We start from the raw sequence: 22,030 nt of genomic DNA on the forward strand, positions 1-22,030 counted from the left end.
GGTCCGGCTGCGGCGTCGCGGCCGGCGGCTGGTGGGACACGCCGGTCGTGCCGGGCCGGCGCGGGTCCGCGCCCGCGGTGGGGGCAGCGGCGGCGTTGGTGCCGCCGGGAGCGTCACCGAAGAGCGCGATGGGCCGGTCGTCGGCCGGGGGGCGGGGTGCGGCGGGCCCGCGTTCGTCCCGATCCGGCCACGGAAGGTTGAGTGCCGGCCGGGCCGGGCGCTCCACCGGGGGGAGGAACGCGGTCGGGTCGTCGTTCTGGTTGCGGTGGCGGCCGTCCCGCTCCGGCGGTTCCTCAGAGGTCACCGGGGCACCTTCGCCGAGCGAAGGGCGGTGGAGTCCTCGAACGCCGGCACGGTGACCGTGGAGACGGTCTCGGAGTAGCCGAGCTGGTAGTGGTCCACGGCTTCCTTGAACAACCGGACTCCCTCGGAAGCGGCGAGCGCCCGCTGGAGGGCGGCGGGGTCGCCGATTGCCACGATCTTGAAAGGAGGGGAGTACACCCGGCCATGCAGCAGCAGGGTGTTACCGACGCAGCGTACCGCGCTGGTACTGAGGACGCGGACGTTCATGATTGACATTGCCTCGGCTCCGCCCGCCCAGAGCGCGTTCACGACCGCCTGGACGTCGCCCTGGTGGACGACCAGGTCATCGTTGCTGGCACCTTTGGGCAGCGCCTGGTCGGACCGCCGGGGGGCGTCGTTGAGCTCGATGGTGACGCCGGAGCCGGTGAGCGCCGTGAACCCGGCGGCCTGCCGGAGGGCGGCGGCGCGGTCGCGCTGCTCCTTGATCGGGCCGTCGGTGTCGGCCAGGGCGGCCGTCTGCTCCTCGACCTCGTCGCGCAGCCGGGCGGCCTTCGCCTCGCTCGCCGCGACCTGCTCGCGCCGGTCCTCGATCAACTGGGTGAGCTGGGGGCGCCGGTCCTCCCGGAGGGGGGTGCCGCCGGCCGTGGTCGCGGTCGTGGTGAAGAGCAGGCCCGCCGCGGCGGCGATCAGGGGTACGCCGATCGACCACCCCGGGCGGCGCTGCCGCGGCCGCCGGGGCAGCAGGCCGACGGCCGCCCGTCGGAGGACCTTCTGCCAGGAGGCGGCGCCGGACGTGTACTCCACCGGGCGTTCCCTTTCCCGTCGTCTCGTTCCGACCCGCGACGGCACGGACCGGCGTACTCGACCCGAAAAGTCCCACCCTTTTCGGTCACTCCGTGCACCGGCCTGACCCCATTCGTGGCCGGGACGGTCCGTCGGGACTACGCTAGCTGTCGAACATTATTGGCCATGGACCGTCGCCCCCGCGCCCGGTTGTCAGGCCGGACGAGGTCGTACCCCCCTCTGGAGAGCGTCGTGCCCAAGTCTCAGGTCCGCAAGAAGAAGGTGTACACCCCGCCGACGGACGTGCGTCCGACGGCGACCGCGGCGACGCGCAAGCCTAGCCCGGTCTGGCTGCCGATCATCGCGGTCACGCTGATCGTCGTCGGTATCGGCTGGCTGGTCGTGTACTACCTCTCCGAGCAGGCTTACCCGGTCGCCACGTGGGGCTACTGGAACCTCGCGGTGGGCTTCGGCGCGATGGTCGCCTCGCTCATCCTGCTCTCCCGCTGGCGCTGACTCGACGTCCGGCCCGGCCCCGCGGCGACGGCTCCACCCGTCGTCCGAGGGTCGGGCCGTCGCCCTCTCTCGCCCCGGTCGCCCTCCGCTGACCGGTTCCACCAGGGTCCGCTCGATGGACGTACGTCACTCCACCGCGCCCCTGCCCGGCGCGCTTGGCCGCGTCCACCTAAGGTGTGCGCAGGGCGGCGTGGCCGGATGCGAGATGACTCACGTTACTGCTGGGTAACCTTGCGCGTAGGCTGCACTGCATGACCGAGCGGAGCGAGGTCATCGGTCGGGTCGGGTCGGGGTGGCGGTAGCGGCGGAACGCCGGCCACACCCTGAGCCGTTCCCGGTCGCCGAGCCGCTCGACCAGGCAGCAGACCGGGAGGCCAACTCGATGGGCAGCGTCCAGATCGTCACCACGATCCTCGCGGCCGCCATCACCGCCGTGGCGGTGTGGCTAGCGGTGCGCGCGGTCATGAAGATGACGGCCGTCATCCGGCTCGGGCAACCCGCCCCGGAGCGGTTCACCGACAAGGGCGCCCGTACGAAGAAGATGCTGGTGGAGACCGCCGGCCACACCCGCATGCTCAAGTGGAGCGTGGTGGGGGCCGCCCACTGGTTCGTGATGGTCGCGTTCATCGTGCTGTCGCTGCTGGTGCTCGAGGCCTACTTCGAGGTGGTCACCCCGGGCGGCGGGCTGCCGATCATCGGGCACTGGACGATCTTCGGGCTGGCCACCGAGTTGATCGGCGTCTTCGGCTTCCTCGGCATCCTGGTGCTGATGGCGATCCGGCTGCGCAACCGGCCCAACCGGCCCGGCAACCGCTCCCGGTTCACCGGCTCGACCATGTGGCAGGGCTACTTCGTCGAGTGGGTCGTGCTGCTGGTGCTGATCTTCGGCTTCCTGATCCGGGGCTTCAAGGTCGCCACCGACCACTTCGAGTACCCGGTCTGGGCCACTCCGGTCAGCCACGCCCTCGGCAACGCCCTGCCGGCCTGGGAGGCCGGCGTCAGCCTCGCCGCCCTCATCAAGATCGTCATCTCGATGACCTGGCTCATCGTGATCTCGCTGAACGTCACCATGGGGGTCGCCTGGCACCGCTTCCTGGCGTTCCCCAACATCTTCTTCAAGCGCGACCCGGAGAAGCCGGCCGGCTCGGGTCTCGGTCCGCTGCGCCCGATGACGAGCGCCGGCAAGCCCCTCGACTTCGAGGAGGCCGACCCGGAGAAGGACCAGTTCGGCGTAGCCCAGGTGGAGCAGTTCACCTGGAAGGGTCTGCTCGACTTCAGCACCTGCACCGAGTGCGGCCGCTGCCAGTCGCAGTGCCCGGCCTGGAACACCGGCAAGCCGCTCTCGCCCAAGCTGCTGGTGCTGAGCCTGCGGGACCACGCGTACGCGAAGGCGCCGTACCTGCTGGCCGGCGGCGGCAAGGACCTGACCGGCGAGGAGAAGGCGACCCAGGAGCAGCTCGCCGGCGTCGACGTGCTGGCGCTGGCCGAGGCCGACCGGCCGCTGATCGGCACCGCCGAGGAGGGCGGCGTCATCGACCCGGACGTGCTCTGGTCCTGCACCACCTGCGGCGCCTGCGTCGAGCAGTGCCCGGTGGACATCGAGCACGTGGACCACATCGTCGACATGCGCCGCTACCAGGTGCTGATCGAGTCGAGCTTCCCGTCCGAGGCCGGCGTCATGCTCCGCAACCTGGAGAACAAGGGCAACCCGTGGGGCGCCCCGCAGAACACCCGGGAGGACTGGACCAAGGGCCTGGACTTCGAGGTGCCGCGGGTCGGCGAGGTGGAGGACTTCGAGTACCTCTTCTGGGTCGGCTGCGCCGGCGCGTTCGAGGACCGGGCCAAGAAGACGACCCGGGCGGTCGCCACGCTGCTGCACGAGGCCGGCGTCTCCTTCGCCATCCTCGGTGAGGGCGAGACCTGCTCCGGTGACCCGGCCCGCCGGATCGGCAACGAGTTCGTCTTCCAGATGCTCGCCCAGCAGAACGTCGAGACGCTGAACGAGGCGTTCGAGGGCCGGGAGAAGAGCAAGCGCAAGATCGTCGCCACCTGCCCGCACTGCTTCAACACCCTCGGCAACGAGTACGGCCAGCTCGGCGGCGAGTTCGAGGTGGTCCACCACACCCAGCTGCTGGCGCACCTGGTCGCCACCGGCAAGCTCACCCCGGTGCAGCCGCTGGACGGCGGCCTCACCTACCACGACCCGTGCTACCTGGGCCGGCACAACCGGGTCTTCACCCCGCCCCGTGAGGTGCTGGGTGCCGCTCTGGGCTCGGCCGAGATCACCGAGATGCCGCGGAACAGCGAGCGCTCCTTCTGCTGCGGCGCCGGCGGTGCCCGGATGTGGATGGAGGAGAAGATCGGCAAGCGGATCAACGTGGACCGGGTCGAGGAGGCCATGTCCACCGGCGCGAAGACCATCGCGGTCGGCTGCCCGTTCTGCTCGACGATGCTGAACGACGGGGTCAACGGCAAGGGCGCCGGCGAGCAGGTCGAGGTCGTGGACGTGGCCAGCGTGCTGCTCCGCTCGGTCCGGCCGGACGCCCCGGCCGGTGAGAAGGAGGCCGCGCCGGCGGCCGGCTGAGGCGTACCCCGGCGGACAGCCGGACCACGACGGCGGCGGCACCCGTGCGGTGCCGCCGCCGTCGTTCAGTTGGCCGAGGAGATCATCGCCGCGCTGGCCGCGGTCGTCGTGGCAATCAGCAGTGCGGCCTGCATCTCCTCGATCGCCTTCTTGGTGGCGGCGGAGGCCAGTCGCCCGTCGCGATCTCGTTCATCCGGGCCTTGACCCGTTGCTTCGGCAGCTCGCGGAAGAGGGCCACCGGCACCGGTCTCGTTCCCGGTGCCCGGTCGTGGAACAATCGCGCCCATCGACGGCCTGCTGGTTCTGACGCTGTTGCCCCTGGTCGGCTTCGTCCTGCTGACCGCCGGCAACGCGTTCTTCGTCGCGGCCGAGTTCGCGCTGGTCACCGTCGACCGGTCGGAGATCGACCGGCGGGCCGGTGCCGGCGACGGCCGGGCCGCCACCGTGCGCCGGGCGCTGCGCGAGCTGTCCTTCCAGCTCTCCGGCGCGCAGCTCGGCATCACCATCACCGCACTGCTCACCGGCTACCTGGCCGAGCCGGCCTTGGCCCGGCTCTTCGGCCCGCTGCTGCGCCCGATCGGCGCGGCGGACCGGTTCAGCGGGCTGCTCGCGCTGGCCCTGGCCACGCTGATCTCGATGCTCTTCGGCGAGCTGGTCCCGAAGAATCTGGCGCTGGCCCGGCCGATGCCGGCCGCGCTCGCCACCGCCGGGCCGATGCGGACCTTCGCCCGTACCTTCGGTTGGCTGATCCGGTTGCTCAACGACTCGGCGAACCGGCTGGTCCGCCGGCTGGGGGTGGAGCCGCAGGAGGAGCTGGCCAGCGCCCGGTCGCCGGAGGAGCTGGGGCTGCTCGCGGCGATCTCGGCCCGGGCCGGGGCGCTGCCGCCGGACACCGCGATGCTGCTGCGCCGCACCATCCGCTTCGGCGACAAGCGGGCCGCCGAGGCGATGACCCCCCGGGTGGACGTGATCGCGCTGCGGGCCACCGCCACGGTCGCCGAGCTGCTGGACCTGTCCCGGCAGACCGGCCGGACCCGGTTCCCGGTCTACGAGGAGACGCTGGATCTGGTCACCGGCGTCGCCGGGGTGCCGGACGCGCTCGGAGTGCCGCTGGCCCGCCGGGGGTTCACCACCGTCGACGCGGTCGCCCGCGAGCCGGTGTACGTGCCGGAGAGCCTCGACCTGGACGGGGTGCTGGCGGCCCTGAAGGCGGCCGGCGCCGACCTGGCGATCGTGGTGGACGAGTACGGCGGTACGGACGGCGTGGTGACCGTGGAGGACCTGGTCGAGGAGCTGGTCGGTGAGATCGCCGACGAGTTCGACCCGGACGCGGTGGACGACCTCGGGCCGGTGGAGCTGACGGTCCCGGGCGGCGAGCGGACCGTGCTGGTGGACGGCGTGCTGCGCGAGGACGAGCTGGTCGAGCAGACCGGCTTCCGGCTGCCCGAGGGGCCGTACGAGACGCTGGCCGGCTTCCTGATGGCCCGGCTGGGGCACATCCCGGTGCCCGGGGAGACGGTCGAGGAGGTCGGCTACGAGTTCACCGTGATCGAGGTGGAGCGGCACCGGGTGGAGCAGGTCCGGGTGGTCCGGCCCGAGGAGCCCGACGGCGATGAGTGAACTGCTGGTCGCCGCCCTGCTGCTGCTCGGCAACGCCTTCTTCGTGGGCAGCGAGTTCGCCCTGATCGCCTCCCGGCGTACCGTGATCGAACCGCTGGCCGCGGGGTCGAAGCGGGCCCGCTGGGCGCTCTCGGCGATGAACCAGATCCCGCTGATGATCGCCGGGGCGCAGCTCGGCATCACCATCTGCTCCCTCGGCCTGGGCGCGATCGCCGAGCCGGCGCTGGCCCACCTGCTGGAGGCGCCGTTCGAGGCGCTGGGCCTGCCGGCCTCCGCGGTGCACCCGGTGGCCTTCGTGATCGCCCTCGCCGTGGTCGTCTTCCTGCACACCGTGGTCGGCGAGATGGTGCCGAAGAACATCACCCTGGCCGGCCCGGAGGTGTCGGCGCTCTGGCTCGGTCCGGCGATGCTGGCCTTCTGCGTCGCCACCAAGCCGTTGCTGCTGGCCATGAAGTGGTCGGCCCGGCAGGTGCTGCGGCTGTGGCGGGTGGAGGCGACCGACGCGGTGAAGACGGTGTTCACCGCGGAGGAACTGACCGGCCTGGTCGCCCAGGCCCGTACCGAGGGGCTGCTGGACGCGGAGGAGCACGCCCGGATCACCGGAGCGCTGGCCCTGCACAGCCGTACCGCCGCCGACGCCCTGCAACCGTGGTCCACGGTCACCACGGTGGCCGAGGACGTCTCACCGGCCTCGCTGGAGGTGCTGGCGACGCGGACCGGCCGGTCCCGCTTTCCGGTGGTGCAGCGGTCCACCCGCCGGGTGCTCGGCTTCGTGCACGTCAAGGACGTGCTCGGGTACGCGGGCGCGAGCCGCCGGGCGCCGGTGCCCGTCGAGGTCTACCGGCCGCTGGCCGTGGTGCCGCCCGACCGTACGCTGGCCGATCTGCTGCTCGCGATGCGGCGGGAGCGGCGGCACATGGTGCTGGTGAGCGACGGCCGGCGGGCGCTCGGCGTGGTGACACTCGACGACGTATTGACGGCGATCGTTGGCGGGTGAATGAATACCCTTGGTGTGCAGGCGGTTGCGCACACGTGATTGAGCAAAAGGCCGCCTTGATTCCACCCGGTGCCTTCCCTAATGTGGGGCACCGACCGCTGTGGGTCGTCTGCCTCGACCTTCCCTCTCTCGGGGCGCCCGGCGGTCGGTTGCAAAGGAGTCCGTGCCGGTGGCAACCATGCCCCCTCCTCGTCACGCCCCGAGCCAGCCGCCTGTCAGACCGGTCGGCGCGCGCCGGGTCGTACGCCGTCTCCTCACCCTGGTCGCGGCCGTCGCGGTCGGCGCCGGGCTGCTGACGGCTCCGGCGCACGCGGCGCCGTCGGTCGACGAAATCGACGCGCAGATCGACAAGCAGTGGGAGCAGCTCGAGCCCACCATCGAGAGCTTCAACAAGATCCGGTCCCAGCTGAAGGCCAACCAGAAGAAGTCGGCGGACCTCGAGAAGAAGATGGCGCCGCTGGAGCTGGCGTCGGCCCTGGCGATGAACCGGGTGGGCGACCTCGCCGCCCGGTACTACATCGACGGGCCGTCCCAGGAGATCGGCGCTCTCCTGGTGAGCACCAAGCCGGGCACGCTCGGTGAGCAGCTCGTCATCCTCGACCGGCTGGCCGAGCAGCAGCGCAAGCAGGTGGCCGGCGTGCTGGCCATCCGCGACAAGTACAACGCGCAGAAGCAGAAGCTGGACGCGCTGATCGCCACCCAGCAGAAGCAGGCCGCCGAGCTGGCCGCGAAGAAGAAGCAGATCAACTCCGAGATCAAGCGGCTGACCGCGATGCTGCCGGTGACCTCGGTACGAGTCGACGGCTGTCCGAGCATCGACGGCGTGGTGAGCAGCGCCGCGCGTACCGCCATCAGGGTCGCCTGCGCGCAGGTCGGCAAGTGGTACGAGTGGGGCGCCACCGGCCCGAACACGTTCGACTGCTCCGGCCTCACCCAGTACGCCTACAAGGCGGCGGGCATCTCCCTCACCCACTTCACCGGCGCGCAGTGGAACGAGGGCCGGCCGGTGTCCCGCGCCGACGCCCGCCCCGGCGACCTGGTCTTCTTCTACAGCGACCTACACCATATGGGTCTCTACCTCGGCAACGGGCTGATGGTGCACGCGCCCCGCACGGGTAAGCAGATCCAGGTCACGAAGATCGACTACATGCCGGTCGCCGGCTTCCGCCGGGTCACCTGACCTCTTGGCAGCAGCACGAAGGCCCCCGGTCCACGTGGACCGGGGGCCTTCGTCGTCAGGTCGGTCAGGTCGGCGCGCCGACCGCGGCCGGCAGGATGTCCACGTCGTCCAGGTTGGCGAACATCACCCGGTGGCCGAACTGGATCTGCACGTACCGGTTCTCGCCCCGGACCACGGTCCGGTCACCCGGCGCCGAGCCGTCGAACGACACCGCCCGGTAGTACTCGCCCGGCAGGACGCCACCGAACGCGTACCGCTGGCCCGCCGCGAAGGTGTACTGCAGCGGCGCGATCGTCTGGTACGGGATGGTGGACGGGTACGCCGCCTTCTCCGGGTAGGCCCGCCCGTACACCGGGATGGTCGTCTTCCCCGGCTTGGGCGTCACCACGAAGCCGTTCGCCCACTTGGCCGTCGGCGCCGAGGCCGGGTTCCAGAACCAGGCCTTCTGGCCGAGGTACCAGATCGCCGTCCAGTCGCCCTGGATGCCGGCGAGGGCGTACGTCTGACCGGCCGAGGCGCGGGCGCCGTGATCCTTGATGTACATGGTGTCCGGCGTGCCGTCCGGCCGCAGACCCAGGTCGTTGACCAGCGGCGCGGTCGGGCTTGGGGCAGTGCGCAGGATGACCGAGGAGGAGCCGCGCAGCGGGCAGGGCTCAGCCGTCGGGGGTGCACCTTCTCCCGGAGGGAACGGGGGCTGCTGGTTGCAGCCGTTGAAGGCCGGCTTGTTCGACGCGAAGTCCGGATCGATGGTGACCAGGCCGGTGTTCGGCGTTCCGGTGGACTTGAACGGTGCCTTCATCAGGTCGAAGTAGTGCGACCAGTCCCAGTACGGGCCCGGGTCCCAGTGCATCCCGGCGACGTTCCCGGCGGTGATGCCGGGGACGTTGTCGTGGCCGAGGATGTGCTGCCGGTCCAGCGGGATCTGGAACCGCAGCGCCAGGTGGCGGACCAGCTTCGCCGAGGCCCGGTACATCGCCTCGGTGTACCAGGTGCCGCGGCCCGCGAAGCCCTCGTGCTCGATGCCGATGGACTTGGCGTTGACGTACCAGTTGCCGGCGTGCCAGCCGACGTCCTTGGCCTTGATGTGCTGGGCGACGTAGCCGTCCACCGAGCGCAGCGTGTAGTGCCAGCCCAGGTAGGTCACGTCCTGGACCAGGTTCACGCTCGGGCCGAAGTAGCCCTCGGTGTCGTGGATGATGATGTATTCGATCTTTTGCTGGGCCGGTCGGTTGCCGATGTCGTAGTTGCCGTAGTCCACGATGTTCGTCTTGGGGATCGTGTACTCGCCGTACGGCGCCGGGATCCACTCGCAGGCGAGGCGGACCGGGCACTCCAGGCCGTCCGGCCGCTCGGCGCGGCGCAGGCCCAGCTTGTGCAGCCCGGACTCGTCCGGAGTCAGCTTGGTGGCCGCGAGGGTCACCCGCTGGCCGTCGTCGGTGGTCCGGCTGGCACCCTGGCCGATCTGGTCGTACACCTCGTCGGCGAAGGCCGCCGCGGCGTCCTCGGTGTCCGCGCCGGAGTACCGGGCCACCGCGCCGTACCAGGCCGCCGCGTCACTGCCGGCGCCGACCGGCCCGCCCAGTTCCTTCTGGTACGAGGCGAGCAGCGCCGCGCCGCCCCGGATGTTCGCGACGGCGTCGTTCCGCAGCGTCTCCACCGGGATGCCGGTGAGCGCGGCGGCGGCGTCGACGGTCTGCAGGGACGCCTGGGGCAGCACGTCGCCGGAGGGCGCGGCGGTGACGGCCGGGTCGAGCGTGAGCGGGCGGGAGTCGTCGCCGCGCGGGTCCTCGTTCTCGTCCACGTGGCTGCTGGACGGGGTCGAGGCGACCTGCTCGGCGTCGGTCAGGTGCATCGGCCCGTAGCCGCCGCTGGTGCTGGGCTGGCCCGGGTGGGTGTCCCAGCGGGATTCCAGGTACGAGACGCCGAGCAGGACGTTCTGCGGCACGCCGTACTCGTCGGCCGCGGCGGCGTACTGCTGCTGCCGGTCGGCCGTGTCCGTACTGGACGGCTCGGCGGCCACCGGGCCGGTGGTCGCGAGCGCGGTGGCCGCTGCGACGGCGGCCGCCAGCAGTATCCGTCTGCCCGACGGCGGGGGTGAGAGGTGCATCGAACCTCCAGGACAGGGATGGGGGTCACTGCGTTCCCACCCTCACTCCGCACCCGGGTCGCGGTCAATACCTTTCCAACAGGTAATCGGCCCTGAAGAAAACCTTCACCTGGCGCGGTGGACGCGAATTCGGGTACGGAGTGTCACGGCCGCGTGGGTTGCATCTCGATAACGGCGATCTCTACTCTGGTCAATCGTCGACCGGCAGTCTCACCGCCCAGCCCGGGTGGTGACGGTCGGACACCGCCGAGTCGCCTCCGGGCGAGCCGGGGACCCAGGTACCTGGGGTGAATCCGCAGCCTCTGCGGTAGGGCGGCTCCCTTCCCGCCCGAACCCGTCAGCTAACCCGGTAGGCGGTCCGGAAGAAGGAGTACGGAGCCCGGTGGCTAACCATGCCCCGCGGCCACCGTCGGCACGGTCGCTCGACCGGCTGACGGCTGCGCCGCGTTCACGCTGGTCCCGCTGCACCACCGCCCTCGCCGCCCTGGTCGGCACCGCCGTCATCCTGACCGGCGGCGCCACGGCGGCCCACGCCGACCCGTCGGTCGCCGAGATCGAAGCCCAGATCGACAAGGACTGGAACAAGCTCGAGCCGGTCATCGAGCAGGTCAACGCCACCCGTGAGGATCTCGCCGCCAAGCGCAAGCAGGCCGCGGCGCTGGCCAAGCAGATCGCTCCCCTGGAGGCCCGGGTCGACCAGGCCCTCGGGCAGGTCGGCGGCCTCGCCGCCGACGCCTACAAGGGGGACAACCTCTCCACCGTGAACGCGCTGCTGGGCAGCCGCTCCCCGAGCGAGGTGGTCGACAGCCTGGAACTGCTCGACCGGTTCGCACACCGCCAGCAGCAGCAGGTGCAGTCGGTCGCCGAGCTGCGCGACCAGCTGGCCGCGAAGAAGAAGCCGCTGGACGACATGATCGCCAAGCTGGCCCGTACCGAGGCCCAGCTCGCGGCGCAGAAGAAGCAGATCGACGCCGAGATCGCCCGGCTCCAGAAGCTGCGGCTCAAGGTGTACGGCAACGGTGGCGGCGGACCGCTGCGCCCGGCGCCGTGCCCGGCCGGCTACCCGGGTGGTCCGGGCGGGGTCGCCGCGAAGTTCGCCTGCGCTCAGATCGGCAAGATCTACGTCTGGGGGGCCGCCGGCCCCGACCACTACGACTGCTCCGGCCTCACCATGGCCGCCTGGGCCAAGGCCGGTGTCTCGCTGCCGCACAACGCCCGCCAGCAGCACGACGTCACCCGGCGGGTGAGCCGCAGCGAACTCCAGGTCGGCGACCTGGTCTTCTACTACAGCGACCTCCACCACGTCGCGCTCTACGTGGGTAACGGCTGGGTGGTGCACGCCTCCCAGTCCGGCAAGCCGATCACGATGAAGCGCGTCGACGACGGCCAGATCAACAGCTACGGCCGCCCGGGCTGACCGGTGCGCAGGGGCTTCCGCAGCGCGGGAGCCCCTGCGCGAGGGCTCACCGGGTCGGCCAGACCCGCCAGTTCTGCCAGGACCGGCTCGGGGTCGGGCCGCGCTGCCCCTGGTAGCGCGACCCGTACACCGCCGATCCGTACGGGTGCTCGGCCGGCGAGGAGAGCCGGAAGATGCAGAGCTGGCCGATCTTCATCCCGGGCCACAGGGTGATCGGCAGGTTCGCCACGTTGGAGAGCTCCAGCGTGACGTGCCCGGAGAAGCCCGGGTCGATGAAGCCCGCCGTCGAGTGGGTGAGTAGCCCGAGCCGGCCCAGGCTGGACTTGCCCTCCAGGCGGCCGGCGAGCTGGTCGCCCAGCGAGATCACCTCGAGGGTGGAGGCGAGCACGAACTCGCCCGGGTGCAGCACGAACGGCTCGCCCTCGGGAACCTCCACCATCGACGTCAGGTCGTCCTGCTGAACGGCCGGGTCGATGTGGGTGTAGAGATGGTTGTTGAAGACCCGGAAGAGCCGGTCCAGGCGTACGTCGATGCTGGACGGTTGCACCAGCGTGGGCTCGAAGGGCTCCAGCGCGAGCGTGCCCGCCTTGATCTCGGAGACCAGGTCGCGGTCGGAGAGCAGCATCGGAACACCATAGCGACCGGTACGGGTGACCTGCGTGTCGGACTACATCTTCGTACACGTGTTCGATAGAATGTCCGCATGGCTTCCTGGTCCGAATTCGCCGCCGACGAGCCCCGACTCGCCGACGAGATCCGCCTTCTCCTGCAGCAGTACGGGCCGGGCTTCGGCTACCTCGCCACGGTCCGCGCCGACGGCGGCCCCCGGGTGCATCCGGTGTCCCCGGTCATCACCGACGACGGGCTCTACTGCTTCGTCATCGATTCGCCCAAGCGGCGCGACCTCGAACGCGACGGCCGCTACGCGCTGCACTCCTTCCCTCCCGAGGAGAGCGACGACGAGGCGTACATGGCCGGCCGGGCCCGCCCGGTGACCGACGCGGCAACGCTGGCCCGGGTGGCCGAGCTCGGCCGGGCCGCCCCGCAGGTCGACTGGCGGCTGTTCGAGTTCACCGTCGACGTGGCGATGCTGACCCGGCGCGACCAGACCGCTCAGCCGGGTGCCGGCCGGCCGCAGGTGCGGGTCTGGCTCGATCCGCGGGCGACCGCCCCGCCCCGGCGTACGGTGACCGCCGCCGAGAGTCGGCGCGGCGGCCGGCACGGCTTCGACACGCGCCGCCCGGCCGCCTGAGAGCCCACGAGAAACGCCGGTGCCGGCCCCGTCGGAGGACAGGGCCGGCACCGGCGTTTCGGTGCGATGCTCAGGCCGCGCGGTAGGCGTTCCACGCGGTGATCATGCGGCTCGCCTGACCAGGGGTGAACTGGTGCATGCACGAGTCGTAGGTGTAGTCCATGAAGTTGGTGATCGGGTCCAGGCCCGCCGCCGTGCAGGTGTCCCGACCGGTCGGGCACTGGTACGCCGGCGAACCCTCGGCGGGGGTGTCGTCGACGCTGTCACCCGAGCCGGAGCAGCCGCCCTGGAAGGTGTGGTAGAGGTTCAGCCAGTGGCCGATCTCGTGGGTGCCGGTGTCACCCTCGTTGTAGTTGGTCGCGGTGCCGCCCGGCAGCGACTCGTTCAGCGCGACCACGCCGTCCATGCTGTCGAGCTTGCGCTTCGGGAAGGTGGCCCAGCCGAGCAGGTTGTCGCTCAGTTCGCCGAGGTAGATGTTCAGCGTGTTCTTGCCGCCCTCCCGGAGCGAGGACTTCATCTGCCGCTCGGCGGTGGAGCCCTGCACGATCGGGTACCAGGCGGCGTTGGTGACGTGGTGCACCTTCTGCAGCTGGAAGCTGAAGGCCGTCGGTGCGCCGCCGGTCCCGCCGCTGTACGCCGTGTTCAGCACGGAGATCTGCTGGGTGACCATCGAGTCCGGGATGTTGCCGCCGGCCCGGGTGCTGTCCCGCTGGATGACGTGCACGACGACCGGGATGGTGACGCTGGCCACCGGCGTGGCGGCCTGAGCGCCGCCACGGAAGGCGGCCCGCTCCCGCAGGGCGGCGGTGAGATCGGCCTCGCGCTCGGCGACCTGCTTGGCGGTCAGGGCGTTCGGGTCCAGCTTGCTGCTGCCACCCTTGGCGACCCGGGCGTCCGAGTGGACGTCGGCGGGCTCGGCGCAGGAGCCGGCCGGGGCGGCCGAGAAGGCCGAGGCAGCGGGAACGACACCCACCGCGGCGGTGCTGAGCATCAGCGCGAAGGTCGTCGTCGCGACACCGGCGGCGCGCCGGGTCAGCAGGTTGGGACGCAGTCCCATGGGCCCACCTCTTTCTGGCGGCGTGAAACGGGGGTATGTCACGCCGTGTCGGAGAACGTGTGGGAGACGTTACATCCCATCGACGGATTTGAGAACGGGCATATATTGCCGTGGTGAAACTATCCGCTGCTCCGCGGGCCGCTTCTGTTGCAAGATCGTTTCGAGGCGATTGCGCGGCGCCGGGACTCGCCACGGGGGTACCTGGATGCACGGAGGTGGTGACCTCAGGTACAGTGGTGCTGCCTGCGGGTGTAGTTCAATGGCAGAACATCAGCTTCCCAAGCTGACAGTGCGGGTTCGATTCCCGTCACCCGCTCCAACGTGAGGCCCCAGCTCAGGACAGGTTTCCTGGCTGGGGCCTCGATCGTTGCTACCGCTCCTTGCGCCCGCTACGTGCTCATTGGGAGAACAGTGACCCCCGTCCGCTCCGTACGGCCGGTCCGTCTGCCCGGCCCCCGCTGCCTGCTGCGCGAACTGGACGACGCCGACGTCGCGCCGATTCACGCGCTGATGACCGAGCCGCGCGCCTTCGAGCGGGCGCTGGACGAGCAGCCGCCCACCCTCGACGAGGCGCGTGCCGCCGTGTCGGCGTGGCGAACCGCAGCCGGCAGCGAACCGCGGCCGGCGTACCGGCTGGCGGCCGTCGAGGGGGACCGGCTGGTCGGGATGGGCATCCTGACCGTGGAGAGCCCGCAGCACCGGCGCGGCGAGATCGGCTATGCGGTCCACCCCGACGACTGGGGCCGGGGGCTCGGCACCGAGATCGCCGGCCTGCTGCTGCGGCTGGCGTTCGAGCAGGTGGGCCTGCACCGGGTGGAGGCCACCACCCGGCCCGACCACGTCGCCTCGTGCCGGGTGCTGGAGAAGGTCGGGATGCGGCGGGAGGGGGTCAGCCGGGACCACCTGCTGGTCCGCGGGCACTGGCGGGACTCGGTGCACTACGCGATCCTCGCCACCGACCGGTAGCGCCGGGCCCGGCCGGCGAGGGGGACCGGTCCACGGTGGAGCGGTCGATCGCTTTCCGAGGGATCATCCCTGCCCGGCCTCGACCCCCGAAGCGTCGGCCTCTCCAGAGCTGCGCAGCGCGCCGACGGCCACCAGCGCCGCACCGGCGAGCCCGATCGCCGCCTCCAGGGCCCGCGACACCTGAGGGAAGCTTTCCGGTGACGTGCTCACCGCCACGGCGAGCTGCAGGAAGGCACCGTCGGGCGGCTTGGCCAGATGCCACCAGCCCGACCACTGCTCGGCGAGATCCGAGTAGTGGCGAGCGGTCTGAAGCGACAGCAGGAACAACCCCGTCGGGAGCAGCCAACGCCGGTCGGCCCGCCACCCGGACAGCGCGAGCGCCCCCATGGCCACGAGGGCGGCGAGCAGCGCCGGCCACACCGCGCCGAGGAGGTCGAGCAACGGATACCGGCCGAACATCCGCGCGGAGCCCAGCCCGAACCAGGCGAGTAGCAGCAGCGCGAGGAGTGTCGTCGCCACACCTCGCCGCCTGCCGCGTGACGGTGCCGCCAACGCACCGGCCGCGAGACAGAGAACGCCGAGCGCCAGCCCCAGCGCGGCAAGCCTCTCCCGGTCGATCATCTCCTGCCAGTGCGCCAGCATGGCCGTCTTCACCAGCCCCTGGCCGTTCGGCAGCCATCCCGCTTCATCGACCTGCTGCTGGTACCAGAGCAGTCTCGCCGCCGCCACCACGGCCAGTAGCGCGATGCCGGCCCCGACGGCCCACCTCACGCGGCGCACACCACGATCCGCCAGGACGTAGCCCAGCAGCGCGAGCAGCATGACGAGGCCGAACTGCAGCGAGGCGCCGGGCATGGCGAGCAGCGCCGCCGCCACCGAGAGCAGCCCAGCCGCGACGGCCGCGACGAGCAGGCCGAACGGAAGACGCATGGCGGAGATCGTGACACATGAGCCGGAACTGTGCGGACCGCCGAAAATGTGCAGCGGTCGGGGTGGGTGCTACTTCGGTGGTCGGCCCGCGACGACCCGTCGGGGCGCTGGGTTGGCCGCCGGCCCCGGGCAGGCCGAATCAGCCGCCGAAGCGGCGCCAGGCGTCCTCCGCCACCGCGGCGACGCTCTCACCGGCCGCCAGGAGGTCGGCCGCGGTGAACCGCTCCGGCACACCCGCACGCCAGCGGACCGCCCGATGGGCGAGGCCGGCGTACGCGGGGAACAAGCGGGCGAGGTACGCGCCGGCCGCAGTCTTCGAGATGACGTCGCCGTGGGCCAGCGTGTGGTGCAGCCGCGCGGGTCCGAGCACGAACCAGGTCACGATCCCGGCGTCCAGGACCGTGTCCGGGTCGACACCGGCCAGCTCGGCCGGGAACGCGGCCGCCTTCGCCTGCCAATACTCCCGCAGGTTGTCGAGGTTGTAGCGGCGCAACCGCACCGGGTCGACCGGTACGCAGAGGTCGGCGACGGCCGGGCCGCGCACCGGCACGCCGTGCCGTTGCAGGGTCAGCCAGAGCACCGGCGTCAGCTCGCCGCAGGGCCGGTCCGGGTGGAACCTGCCGTCGACCACGAACGGTATGACCCGCCGATCGGTCGGCCAGGATCCGGCGAGCGCGGGTTCGAGGTAGATCCCGTCGAGATGGGGTGACCGGGGCAGCGCGGCGTGAATTGCGGCGAGCCGGGCGAGATCTTCTGTGCTGGCCGGACGGGACGTCATGATCACCGTGTCGATGTCGCTCACACCGGCCTGCCAGGCGCCGAGCGCGGCGGACCCGACCAGATAGAGGCTGCGTACGTAACCGGGCAGCGCCTGATCGACCGCCCGGAGATAACGGCGGGTTACCTCCTCGATGATGACGGCGATCGCGTCGTCGGTGATCCGGTCCATCAGCTGCCGGTTCCTCCGGTCACGGGCATCGGGTCGAAGAGTGCCAGTTCCTCCGGCGTCGGCGCTCCCGTTGGAAGAAGGAGGAAGAGGGTGGCGGTCATGGTTGCGGGACGGCGGCGAGCCGGTGCAGCAGCGCCAGGTCCGCCCGGTCGACGTCGCGCGGTTCGTAGCCCCGGTGAAAGAGCAGTTGCTGCTCGACTGAGATGCAGTCGACCCGGCGGCCGGCGATGGTCCCGGTGGTGAAGCACTCCCTCGGCCAGCGGAAGCTGCTCCCGTCGAGGCCGGCCTGGTGGCCGTCGCCGGACTCGTCGAAGGCCAGCGGATGCAGGTCGACCCGGCCCCGGCCGTCCGCGACCACCTCGACGCGGACCGGGCGCCAGTCGGTCTCGACGACGTACCCGAGCCGGGTGAGCGCCCGCAGCGCGGCCGATTCGTGCTCGGCCGGGACGGCGAGGTCCAGGTCGCGGTGCGGCCGGGTCTGCTCACCGACCAGGGCGTCCACTCCCCAGCCGCCGCTGATCCAGGCCGGGCAGCCGGCGGCGGCGAGGGTGTCCAGGACGGTGTGCACCTCCGCCGCGCTCATGCCGGGGTCGTCGGCCAGGTCGAGCACGTGCCGGAGACACGGCTGGCCGTGGACCAGCGCCTCTCCGATCGGGATGAATCCGGTGCGCCGCAGCACCGCGAGCGACGCGGGGTTGGCCAGCGCGGCCACCGCGACCAGCCGGCGCAGCCCGTACGCGTCGCGGGCCAGCGCGCAGACCCGGCGCACCCCCTCCTGGGCCACGCCCCGGCCGGCGACCCGCTCCGCCACCCGGTAGCCCAGCTCGGCGCTGCCGTCGGCGACGTCCACCAGGTTGAACCGGCCCAGCACCGCGCCGTCGTCGTCGACCAGGACGTGGAAGTGGCATCGGCCGGTCGCCTGCTCCGCCAGCAGGCTCGCGAGCCGCGCGGCGAACTCGGCGAAGTAGTCGTCGCCCCGGTCCGACACGAACCGCGCGAAGTACGCCCGGTTCTCCCGCTCGAATCGGAGCAGCGCGGGGGCGTGCCGGGCGTCGAGCCGTTGGAGTTCGGGCATCGCGACACGCTAGCAACGGAGCCGGCCGGCTCGTCACCCGTTTCCGTGCGACCGGACGTCCGCCAGCAGCTCCTCCACGGCGGCGAACTCGTCGGGCCGCAGCGGTCCGTGCGCGAGCGCGCCCGCGTTCTGCTCGACCTGGGCCACGGTCCGGAACCCCGGGATCGGGATGGTGACCTCGCTGCGCGCCCACAGCCAGGCGAGCGCGCCCTGGGTCGGCGTCCGGCCGCCGGTGGCGAAGACCTCGCGCAGGGTCTCCACCCGCGCCAGCCACTCCGGTGCCCCGGCGCCGTCGCGGAAGTACGCCAGCCACTCGTAGCTCTGCGAGCGCACGTCGTCCGGGGCCACCCTGCGGCCGTCGGCGTACTTGCCGCTGAGCAGCCCCATGGCCAGCGGCCCCCGGTTGATGCTGGCCTGCCCGGACCGCTCACACACCTCGACCATGACCGGCCGGTCGGCCAGCACCGACATGTCGTGCTGGATGGCCGTGCAGTGCGGGCCGGCGGCGGCGAACGCCGCGGCACGTTCCGGATCGTCGGTGCTCCACCCGTACGCCCGGATCTTGCCGGCGGCGACCAGCTCCTCCAGGGGTCCGATCAGGTCCAGGGCCTCGGCGACCGGCAGATTGCCGAGGTGCAGCTGGTAGAGGTCGACGTGGTCGGTCCCCAGCCGCCGCAGCGAGCCGTCCAGGCAGCTGCGGAGGTAGGCGGCGCTGCCGTCGGTGCCGAGCGCCTCCCGGGTGGTCTCATCGAAGGTGAATCCCCATTTCGACGCGAGCACCAGCCGGTCCCGGTCGGCGCCGAGCGCCTTGCCGAGGATGACCTCGCTGTGCCCGGCGCCGTAGCTGCTCGCCGTGTCGAAGAAGGTGATCCCCAGCTCGACCGCCCGGCGGACGGCCCGGATCGATTCGTCGTCGTCGACCCGGCCCCAGCCGTACTGGTTGTCGCCGCCCGCGTACGGACCGCCGGTCGCCCAGCAGCCCATGCCCAGCGCGCTGACCTCGATACCGCTGCGCCCCAACGTTCGATTCATGAACGGCAGTCTTCCGCTTCGAGCGCGCTCGAGGTCAACCGGTCACGAGGCCGGGTACCAGCGCAGCTCCACGGTGTTGCCGTCCGGGTCGCGTACGTAGATCGAGGTGGCGCTGCCCTGCGCGCCGAAGCGCGGCACCGGCCCGGTCAGCACGGTGAACACCCCTGAGTCGATCACCTCCGCCCAGTCGAGCGGCTCCACCACCAGGCAGAAGTGGTCCACGTTCGACCCGCCCGGCTCACCGCGTACCAGGTCGATGATGGTCTCGGCGTTGACCCGTACCGAGGGGAAGGGCACCTCGCCGGCGCGCCAGCGGTCGACCCGGACCGGGGCCAGGCCGAGCGTGCCGCAGTAGAAGTCGAGGGAGCGTTCCACGTCGGCGACGGCCAGGACCAGGTGGTCGAAGCCCGTCACCCGCACCGCATTCATCGTGTCCATCGGAGTCCCTTTCGAACGGTTGGCGACCTCGCCATCCACCCTCGTCCGTACGTCGCCGCCGACCAAGCCGCGATCGGGCTACGATCGTTGACCCTGAGTCAACGGTGGGGGTCGAGGTGCTGGAGCGGTACGAGGTCGAGACGTTCCTGACCCTCGCCGAGGAGCTGCACTTCGGGCGGACCGCCGAGCGGCTGCGGGTGACCACCGGCCGGGTCAGCCACGTGGTGCGGAAGTTGGAACGCCGGATCGGGGCGCCGCTCTTCGCCCGTACCAGCCGGGTGGTCCGGCTGACCCCGATCGGCGCCCGGCTCGCCGACGACCTGCGGCCGCTGGTGGCCGGCATGGCGGACGCCGTCCAGCGGGCCGTCGAGGCCGGCCGTGGCCTCACCGGCGAGCTGCGGGTGGCGTTCGTCGGCGAGTCCACCGCGCCGGTGCTGCTCCGGGCGGTCAGCCTCTTCACCGAGCGCCACCCCGAGTGCGTGGTGCACGTCCACGAGGCACCGCTCGCCACCACCCGGTCCAGCCTGCACGACGGCTCGGTCGACGTGCTCATCGCGTCGTACCCGTTCGACGGGATGGCGAACGGCCCGGCGCTGCTGCGCGAGCGGCGGGTGCTCGCGGTGGCCGCGGACCACCCGCTCGCCGGGGAGCCGTCGGTGTCGCTGGAGGTGCTCGGCGACCACCCGGTGGTGCAGTATCCGACGGTGACCTCGACCGAGTTCAAGCGCGACCGCACGCCGGACCGGACCCCCGCCGGCCGACCGGTGCCGAAGGGCCCGGCCGGCAACACCTTCTCGGAGATGCTGTCGCTGGTCGCGCTGGGCCGCGGGGTGCTCCCGGTGGGCGAGCAGACCCGCCGCTACCACCCCCGCCCGGACCTGGCGTACGTGCCGATCCACGACGCGCCGCCGATCCTGCGCGGCCCGGTCTGGCTCGCCAGCAACACCACCGCCCGGGTACGGGAGTTCGTCCGCGCCGCCGCGGATGCCGCCGAGCGAGCGGGACACTGACGTGCGGGATGAGATCCGGCTGCTGGTCGAGGCGCTCGACCCGGGGGACGAGCTGGAGGCGCGGCACCGGGCGGAGACGCTGGCCTGGCTGGCCCGGACGGCGGACATCTTCCGCCGGGAGAAGCCACGGACACCCTCGCCGCACCTGGTCGCGTACTTCCTGCTCTGGGACGCGACCGACGGCGCGGTGCTGCTGGTCGACCACCGCAAGGCGGGGATGTGGTTGCCGACCGGCGGCCACGTCGAGCCGAGCGAGCACCCGGCGGAGACCGTACGCCGGGAGGTGGTGGAGGAGTTGGGCGTGCCGGCCGTCTTCGCGCCGGAGTTCGGCGAGCGACCCGCCTTCCTCACCGTCACCGGGACCGTCGGCCCGCCCGCCGACCGGCATACCGATGTCAGCCTCTGGTACGTGCTGAGCGGCAGCCGGGACCAGAAGCTGGTCCCCGATCCGGGCGAGTTCCGCGGCGTCCGCTGGTGGACGCCCCGGGAGGTCGCCGCGGCCGAGCCCGGGGCGGTCGAACCGCACCTGACCCGGATGCTGGCGAGGCTCAGCCCGCGCTGATCGCTGTCGGCCGCGCGTCCCTATGGGGCGCGATGGCCGGCAGGAGCCGCGCCGTCGCTACCCGGTCGACGCCTTGACCCTGCCCCTGCGGCAAGCCCCAGCGTGGTCCGTGCCGGTCGCCCTGACCGGTACGAGGAGGATGGGTCCGTGGAGCTGCTGACCATCGGGGCGTTCGCGCGGGCGGCCCGCCTGACGCCCAAGGCGTTGCGGCTCTACGACGAGCTGGGCCTGCTCCCACCCGCCGCCGTCGACCCGCACTCGGGCTACCGGTACTACGAGCCGACCCAGCTCGACCGGGCCCGGTTGATCGCCGCCCTGCGCCGGGCCGGGATGCCGCTGGCCGAGATCCAGGCCGTCCGCCGGCTCCCGCCCAAGGCGGCGGCCGCGGCGGTCGACGCCTGGTGGCGCCGGGTCAGCGCCGACACGGCAGCCCGCGGACGCGTCGTCGCGCTCCTCGTCGACCAGCTCTCCGAGAGGGGCGCCGCCATGTCCGAACCCACCTTCCGGTACGCCGTCCGGTGCACGGCCGGCGCGGTCCGGGACTCCAACGAGGACACCGCGTACGCCAGCGACACCCTGCTCGCCGTGGCCGACGGCCTGCGCGGACCGGGCGGCGCCGCCGCCAGCGCGGCCGCGGTAGACGCGCTCCGGCCGCTGGAGCTGGCCGACGCGCCCGCCGCCGAACTGCTCGCCACGCTGGCCGACGCGGTCACCACGGCCGACCGGACGGTACGCGCACACGCCACCGACGGGCACCAGCCGGTCACCACCCTCACCGCCGTCCTGCGGCGCGGCACCCGGCTCGCGCTGGTGCACGTCGGGGACACCCGGGCGTACCTGCTGCGCGGGGGCGAGCTGTCCCGGCTGACCCAGGACCACACGTACGTGCAGTCGCAGGTCGACCAGGGCCGGCTCACCCCGGCGGAGGCGGCGGCGCACCCGCAGCGGGCCCTGCTGTCCCGGGCGCTCGGCGCCGGGACCCCGGTCGAGGCGGACCTCGCCCTGCGTACCGCCCTGGTCGGGGACCGCTACCTGCTCTGCTCCGACGGGCTCTCCGCCGTGGTCGGGCCGGCGGCGTTGCAGGCGGCGCTCGCCGGGGCCGGCGATCCGGAGGCCGCCGTCGGGCGCCTGGTCGACCTCGCGTACGCCGAGGGCGCGCCGGACAACATCGCCTGCGTGGTCGCCGACGTGGTGACCACCTGACCGGCCGGCCCGCTCCCGGCCGGCCCGGCGGCCGTCCGGGCGTGGCGCG

Annotated in this window: 21 protein-coding genes, 1 tRNA gene, 1 pseudogene and 1 riboswitch; of the genes and pseudogenes, 12 read left to right on the plus strand and 11 right to left on the minus strand. The window is 72.1% G+C overall.

Features of this window, described 5'->3' with window-relative positions; genetic code table 11:
* Both ACWEVO_RS06805 and ACWEVO_RS06810 read right to left on the minus strand, forming a co-directional pair.
* Positions 1-304 (minus strand): annotated as a pseudogene (locus ACWEVO_RS06805) (hypothetical protein); the annotation flags it as partial.
* Positions 301-1,107, minus strand: a complete 807-nt coding sequence (locus tag ACWEVO_RS06810) for a DUF881 domain-containing protein (RefSeq protein WP_452306606.1) — start codon at positions 1,105-1,107, stop codon at positions 301-303. The pseudogene ACWEVO_RS06805 and the gene ACWEVO_RS06810, both read right to left, overlap by 4 nt.
* 231 nt (positions 1,108-1,338) lie before the next feature.
* Here ACWEVO_RS06810 and ACWEVO_RS06815 point away from each other — a divergent pair, with 231 nt between their 5' ends.
* On the plus strand, positions 1,339-1,602 hold the full coding sequence (locus tag ACWEVO_RS06815; protein ID WP_452306607.1) for a cell division protein CrgA: 264 nt from the start codon (positions 1,339-1,341) through the stop codon (positions 1,600-1,602).
* A 382-nt stretch (positions 1,603-1,984) separates the two neighbouring features.
* The gene (locus ACWEVO_RS06820; protein ID WP_452306623.1) at positions 1,985-4,186 is read left to right on the plus strand and encodes a (Fe-S)-binding protein; all 2,202 of its coding nucleotides are present in this window, start codon (positions 1,985-1,987) and stop codon (positions 4,184-4,186) included.
* A gap of 65 nt (positions 4,187-4,251) precedes the next feature.
* Here the strand turns inward: ACWEVO_RS06820 and ACWEVO_RS06825 are convergent, their stop codons facing one another.
* Entirely contained in the window at positions 4,252-4,473 is a 222-nt protein-coding gene (locus ACWEVO_RS06825) for a hypothetical protein (RefSeq protein WP_452306608.1), read from the minus strand.
* 25 nt (positions 4,474-4,498) lie between these two features.
* Between ACWEVO_RS06825 and ACWEVO_RS06830 the strand changes: the two genes are divergently transcribed.
* From ACWEVO_RS06830 to ACWEVO_RS06840, 3 genes are all read left to right on the plus strand, one after another.
* Positions 4,499-5,806: a hemolysin family protein gene (locus tag ACWEVO_RS06830; RefSeq protein WP_452306609.1), complete on the plus strand. Its 1,308-nt coding sequence runs from the start codon at positions 4,499-4,501 to the stop codon at positions 5,804-5,806.
* Positions 5,799-6,803, plus strand: a complete 1,005-nt coding sequence (locus ACWEVO_RS06835; RefSeq protein ID WP_452306610.1) for a hemolysin family protein — start codon at positions 5,799-5,801, stop codon at positions 6,801-6,803. Before ACWEVO_RS06830 ends, ACWEVO_RS06835 begins: the two co-directional genes overlap by 8 nt.
* Positions 6,804-6,966: 163 nt before the next feature.
* Positions 6,967-7,983, plus strand: coding sequence for an NlpC/P60 family protein (locus ACWEVO_RS06840; protein ID WP_452306611.1), 1,017 nt, complete (start codon positions 6,967-6,969; stop codon positions 7,981-7,983).
* 64 nt (positions 7,984-8,047) lie between these two features.
* Here the strand turns inward: ACWEVO_RS06840 and ACWEVO_RS06845 are convergent, their stop codons facing one another.
* The gene (locus ACWEVO_RS06845; RefSeq protein ID WP_452306612.1) at positions 8,048-10,090 is read right to left on the minus strand and encodes an N-acetylmuramoyl-L-alanine amidase; all 2,043 of its coding nucleotides are present in this window, start codon (positions 10,088-10,090) and stop codon (positions 8,048-8,050) included.
* A 234-nt stretch (positions 10,091-10,324) separates the two neighbouring features.
* Positions 10,325-10,460: riboswitch (cyclic di-AMP (ydaO/yuaA leader) on the plus strand.
* Between the two features lie 12 nt (positions 10,461-10,472).
* Between ACWEVO_RS06845 and ACWEVO_RS06850 the strand changes: the two genes are divergently transcribed.
* Entirely contained in the window at positions 10,473-11,507 is a 1,035-nt protein-coding gene (locus ACWEVO_RS06850) for a C40 family peptidase (protein ID WP_452306613.1), read from the plus strand.
* A 46-nt stretch (positions 11,508-11,553) separates the two neighbouring features.
* Here ACWEVO_RS06850 and dcd read toward each other — a convergent pair whose 3' ends face one another.
* Entirely contained in the window at positions 11,554-12,132 is a 579-nt protein-coding gene (gene dcd / locus ACWEVO_RS06855; RefSeq protein ID WP_265008550.1) for a dCTP deaminase, read from the minus strand.
* A 78-nt stretch (positions 12,133-12,210) separates the two neighbouring features.
* On the opposite strand from dcd, the gene ACWEVO_RS06860 reads away from it, so the two are divergent.
* Positions 12,211-12,759, plus strand: a complete 549-nt coding sequence (locus ACWEVO_RS06860; RefSeq protein WP_452306614.1) for a pyridoxamine 5'-phosphate oxidase family protein — start codon at positions 12,211-12,213, stop codon at positions 12,757-12,759.
* Between the two features lie 70 nt (positions 12,760-12,829).
* Here the strand turns inward: ACWEVO_RS06860 and ACWEVO_RS06865 are convergent, their stop codons facing one another.
* The gene (locus ACWEVO_RS06865) at positions 12,830-13,816 is read right to left on the minus strand and encodes a zinc metalloprotease (RefSeq protein WP_452306615.1); all 987 of its coding nucleotides are present in this window, start codon (positions 13,814-13,816) and stop codon (positions 12,830-12,832) included.
* A gap of 245 nt (positions 13,817-14,061) precedes the next feature.
* Here ACWEVO_RS06865 and ACWEVO_RS06870 point away from each other — a divergent pair.
* Positions 14,062-14,135 (plus strand) — tRNA-Gly (locus ACWEVO_RS06870).
* A 92-nt stretch (positions 14,136-14,227) separates the two neighbouring features.
* Positions 14,228-14,782 carry a GNAT family N-acetyltransferase gene (locus ACWEVO_RS06875; protein ID WP_452306616.1) on the plus strand — a complete coding sequence of 185 codons (555 nt, stop codon included), beginning with the start codon at positions 14,228-14,230 and terminating at the stop codon, positions 14,780-14,782.
* 63 nt (positions 14,783-14,845) lie between these two features.
* Here ACWEVO_RS06875 and ACWEVO_RS06880 read toward each other — a convergent pair whose 3' ends face one another.
* The 5 genes from ACWEVO_RS06880 to ACWEVO_RS06900 all read right to left on the minus strand — a co-directional run bounded on the left by ACWEVO_RS06880 (position 14,846) and on the right by ACWEVO_RS06900 (position 19,197).
* The gene (locus ACWEVO_RS06880; protein WP_452306617.1) at positions 14,846-15,712 is read right to left on the minus strand and encodes an aminopeptidase; all 867 of its coding nucleotides are present in this window, start codon (positions 15,710-15,712) and stop codon (positions 14,846-14,848) included.
* A gap of 139 nt (positions 15,713-15,851) precedes the next feature.
* Positions 15,852-16,661, minus strand: coding sequence for a nucleotidyltransferase domain-containing protein (locus tag ACWEVO_RS06885; protein WP_452306618.1), 810 nt, complete (start codon positions 16,659-16,661; stop codon positions 15,852-15,854).
* 97 nt (positions 16,662-16,758) lie between these two features.
* Positions 16,759-17,736, minus strand: a complete 978-nt coding sequence (locus tag ACWEVO_RS06890; protein WP_452306619.1) for a GNAT family N-acetyltransferase — start codon at positions 17,734-17,736, stop codon at positions 16,759-16,761.
* A 33-nt stretch (positions 17,737-17,769) separates the two neighbouring features.
* Complete coding sequence (locus tag ACWEVO_RS06895) at positions 17,770-18,768, minus strand: aldo/keto reductase (RefSeq protein WP_452306620.1); 999 nt, start codon at positions 18,766-18,768, stop codon at positions 17,770-17,772.
* 42 nt (positions 18,769-18,810) lie between these two features.
* Positions 18,811-19,197 (minus strand): VOC family protein, encoded by a 387-nt coding sequence (locus tag ACWEVO_RS06900; RefSeq protein ID WP_452306624.1) that lies wholly within the window; start codon positions 19,195-19,197, stop codon positions 18,811-18,813.
* 125 nt (positions 19,198-19,322) lie between these two features.
* Here ACWEVO_RS06900 and ACWEVO_RS06905 point away from each other — a divergent pair, with 125 nt between their 5' ends.
* From ACWEVO_RS06905 to ACWEVO_RS06915, 3 genes are all read left to right on the plus strand, one after another.
* Positions 19,323-20,216, plus strand: a complete 894-nt coding sequence (locus ACWEVO_RS06905) for a LysR family transcriptional regulator (protein WP_452306625.1) — start codon at positions 19,323-19,325, stop codon at positions 20,214-20,216.
* A 1-nt stretch (position 20,217) separates the two neighbouring features.
* On the plus strand, positions 20,218-20,778 hold the full coding sequence (locus ACWEVO_RS06910; RefSeq protein ID WP_452306621.1) for an NUDIX hydrolase: 561 nt from the start codon (positions 20,218-20,220) through the stop codon (positions 20,776-20,778).
* A 147-nt stretch (positions 20,779-20,925) separates the two neighbouring features.
* Positions 20,926-21,981: a MerR family transcriptional regulator gene (locus tag ACWEVO_RS06915; RefSeq protein ID WP_452306622.1), complete on the plus strand. Its 1,056-nt coding sequence runs from the start codon at positions 20,926-20,928 to the stop codon at positions 21,979-21,981.
* Positions 21,982-22,030 lie beyond the last annotated feature (49 nt).

It is taken from the genome of Micromonospora sp. NPDC003776, assembly GCF_053605645.1.

Bases quoted from the DNA above. Each gene is read 5' to 3' on its own strand.
- ACWEVO_RS06820 (WP_452306623.1), top strand. From the start codon at position 1,985: ATGGGCAGCGTCCAGATCGTCACCACGATCCTCGCGGCCGCCATCACC.
- ACWEVO_RS06825 (WP_452306608.1), bottom strand. From the start codon at position 4,473: ATGGGCGCGATTGTTCCACGACCGGGCACCGGGAACGAGACCGGTGCC.
- ACWEVO_RS06835 (WP_452306610.1), top strand. From the start codon at position 5,799: ATGAGTGAACTGCTGGTCGCCGCCCTGCTGCTGCTCGGCAACGCCTTC.
- ACWEVO_RS06845 (WP_452306612.1), bottom strand. From the start codon at position 10,090: ATGCACCTCTCACCCCCGCCGTCGGGCAGACGGATACTGCTGGCGGCC.
- dcd (WP_265008550.1), bottom strand. From the start codon at position 12,132: ATGCTGCTCTCCGACCGCGACCTGGTCTCCGAGATCAAGGCGGGCACG.
- ACWEVO_RS06860 (WP_452306614.1), top strand. From the start codon at position 12,211: ATGGCTTCCTGGTCCGAATTCGCCGCCGACGAGCCCCGACTCGCCGAC.
- ACWEVO_RS06865 (WP_452306615.1), bottom strand. From the start codon at position 13,816: ATGGGACTGCGTCCCAACCTGCTGACCCGGCGCGCCGCCGGTGTCGCG.
- ACWEVO_RS06880 (WP_452306617.1), bottom strand. From the start codon at position 15,712: ATGCGTCTTCCGTTCGGCCTGCTCGTCGCGGCCGTCGCGGCTGGGCTG.
- ACWEVO_RS06885 (WP_452306618.1), bottom strand. From the start codon at position 16,661: ATGGACCGGATCACCGACGACGCGATCGCCGTCATCATCGAGGAGGTA.
- ACWEVO_RS06890 (WP_452306619.1), bottom strand. From the start codon at position 17,736: ATGCCCGAACTCCAACGGCTCGACGCCCGGCACGCCCCCGCGCTGCTC.
- ACWEVO_RS06895 (WP_452306620.1), bottom strand. From the start codon at position 18,768: ATGAATCGAACGTTGGGGCGCAGCGGTATCGAGGTCAGCGCGCTGGGC.
- ACWEVO_RS06900 (WP_452306624.1), bottom strand. From the start codon at position 19,197: ATGAATGCGGTGCGGGTGACGGGCTTCGACCACCTGGTCCTGGCCGTC.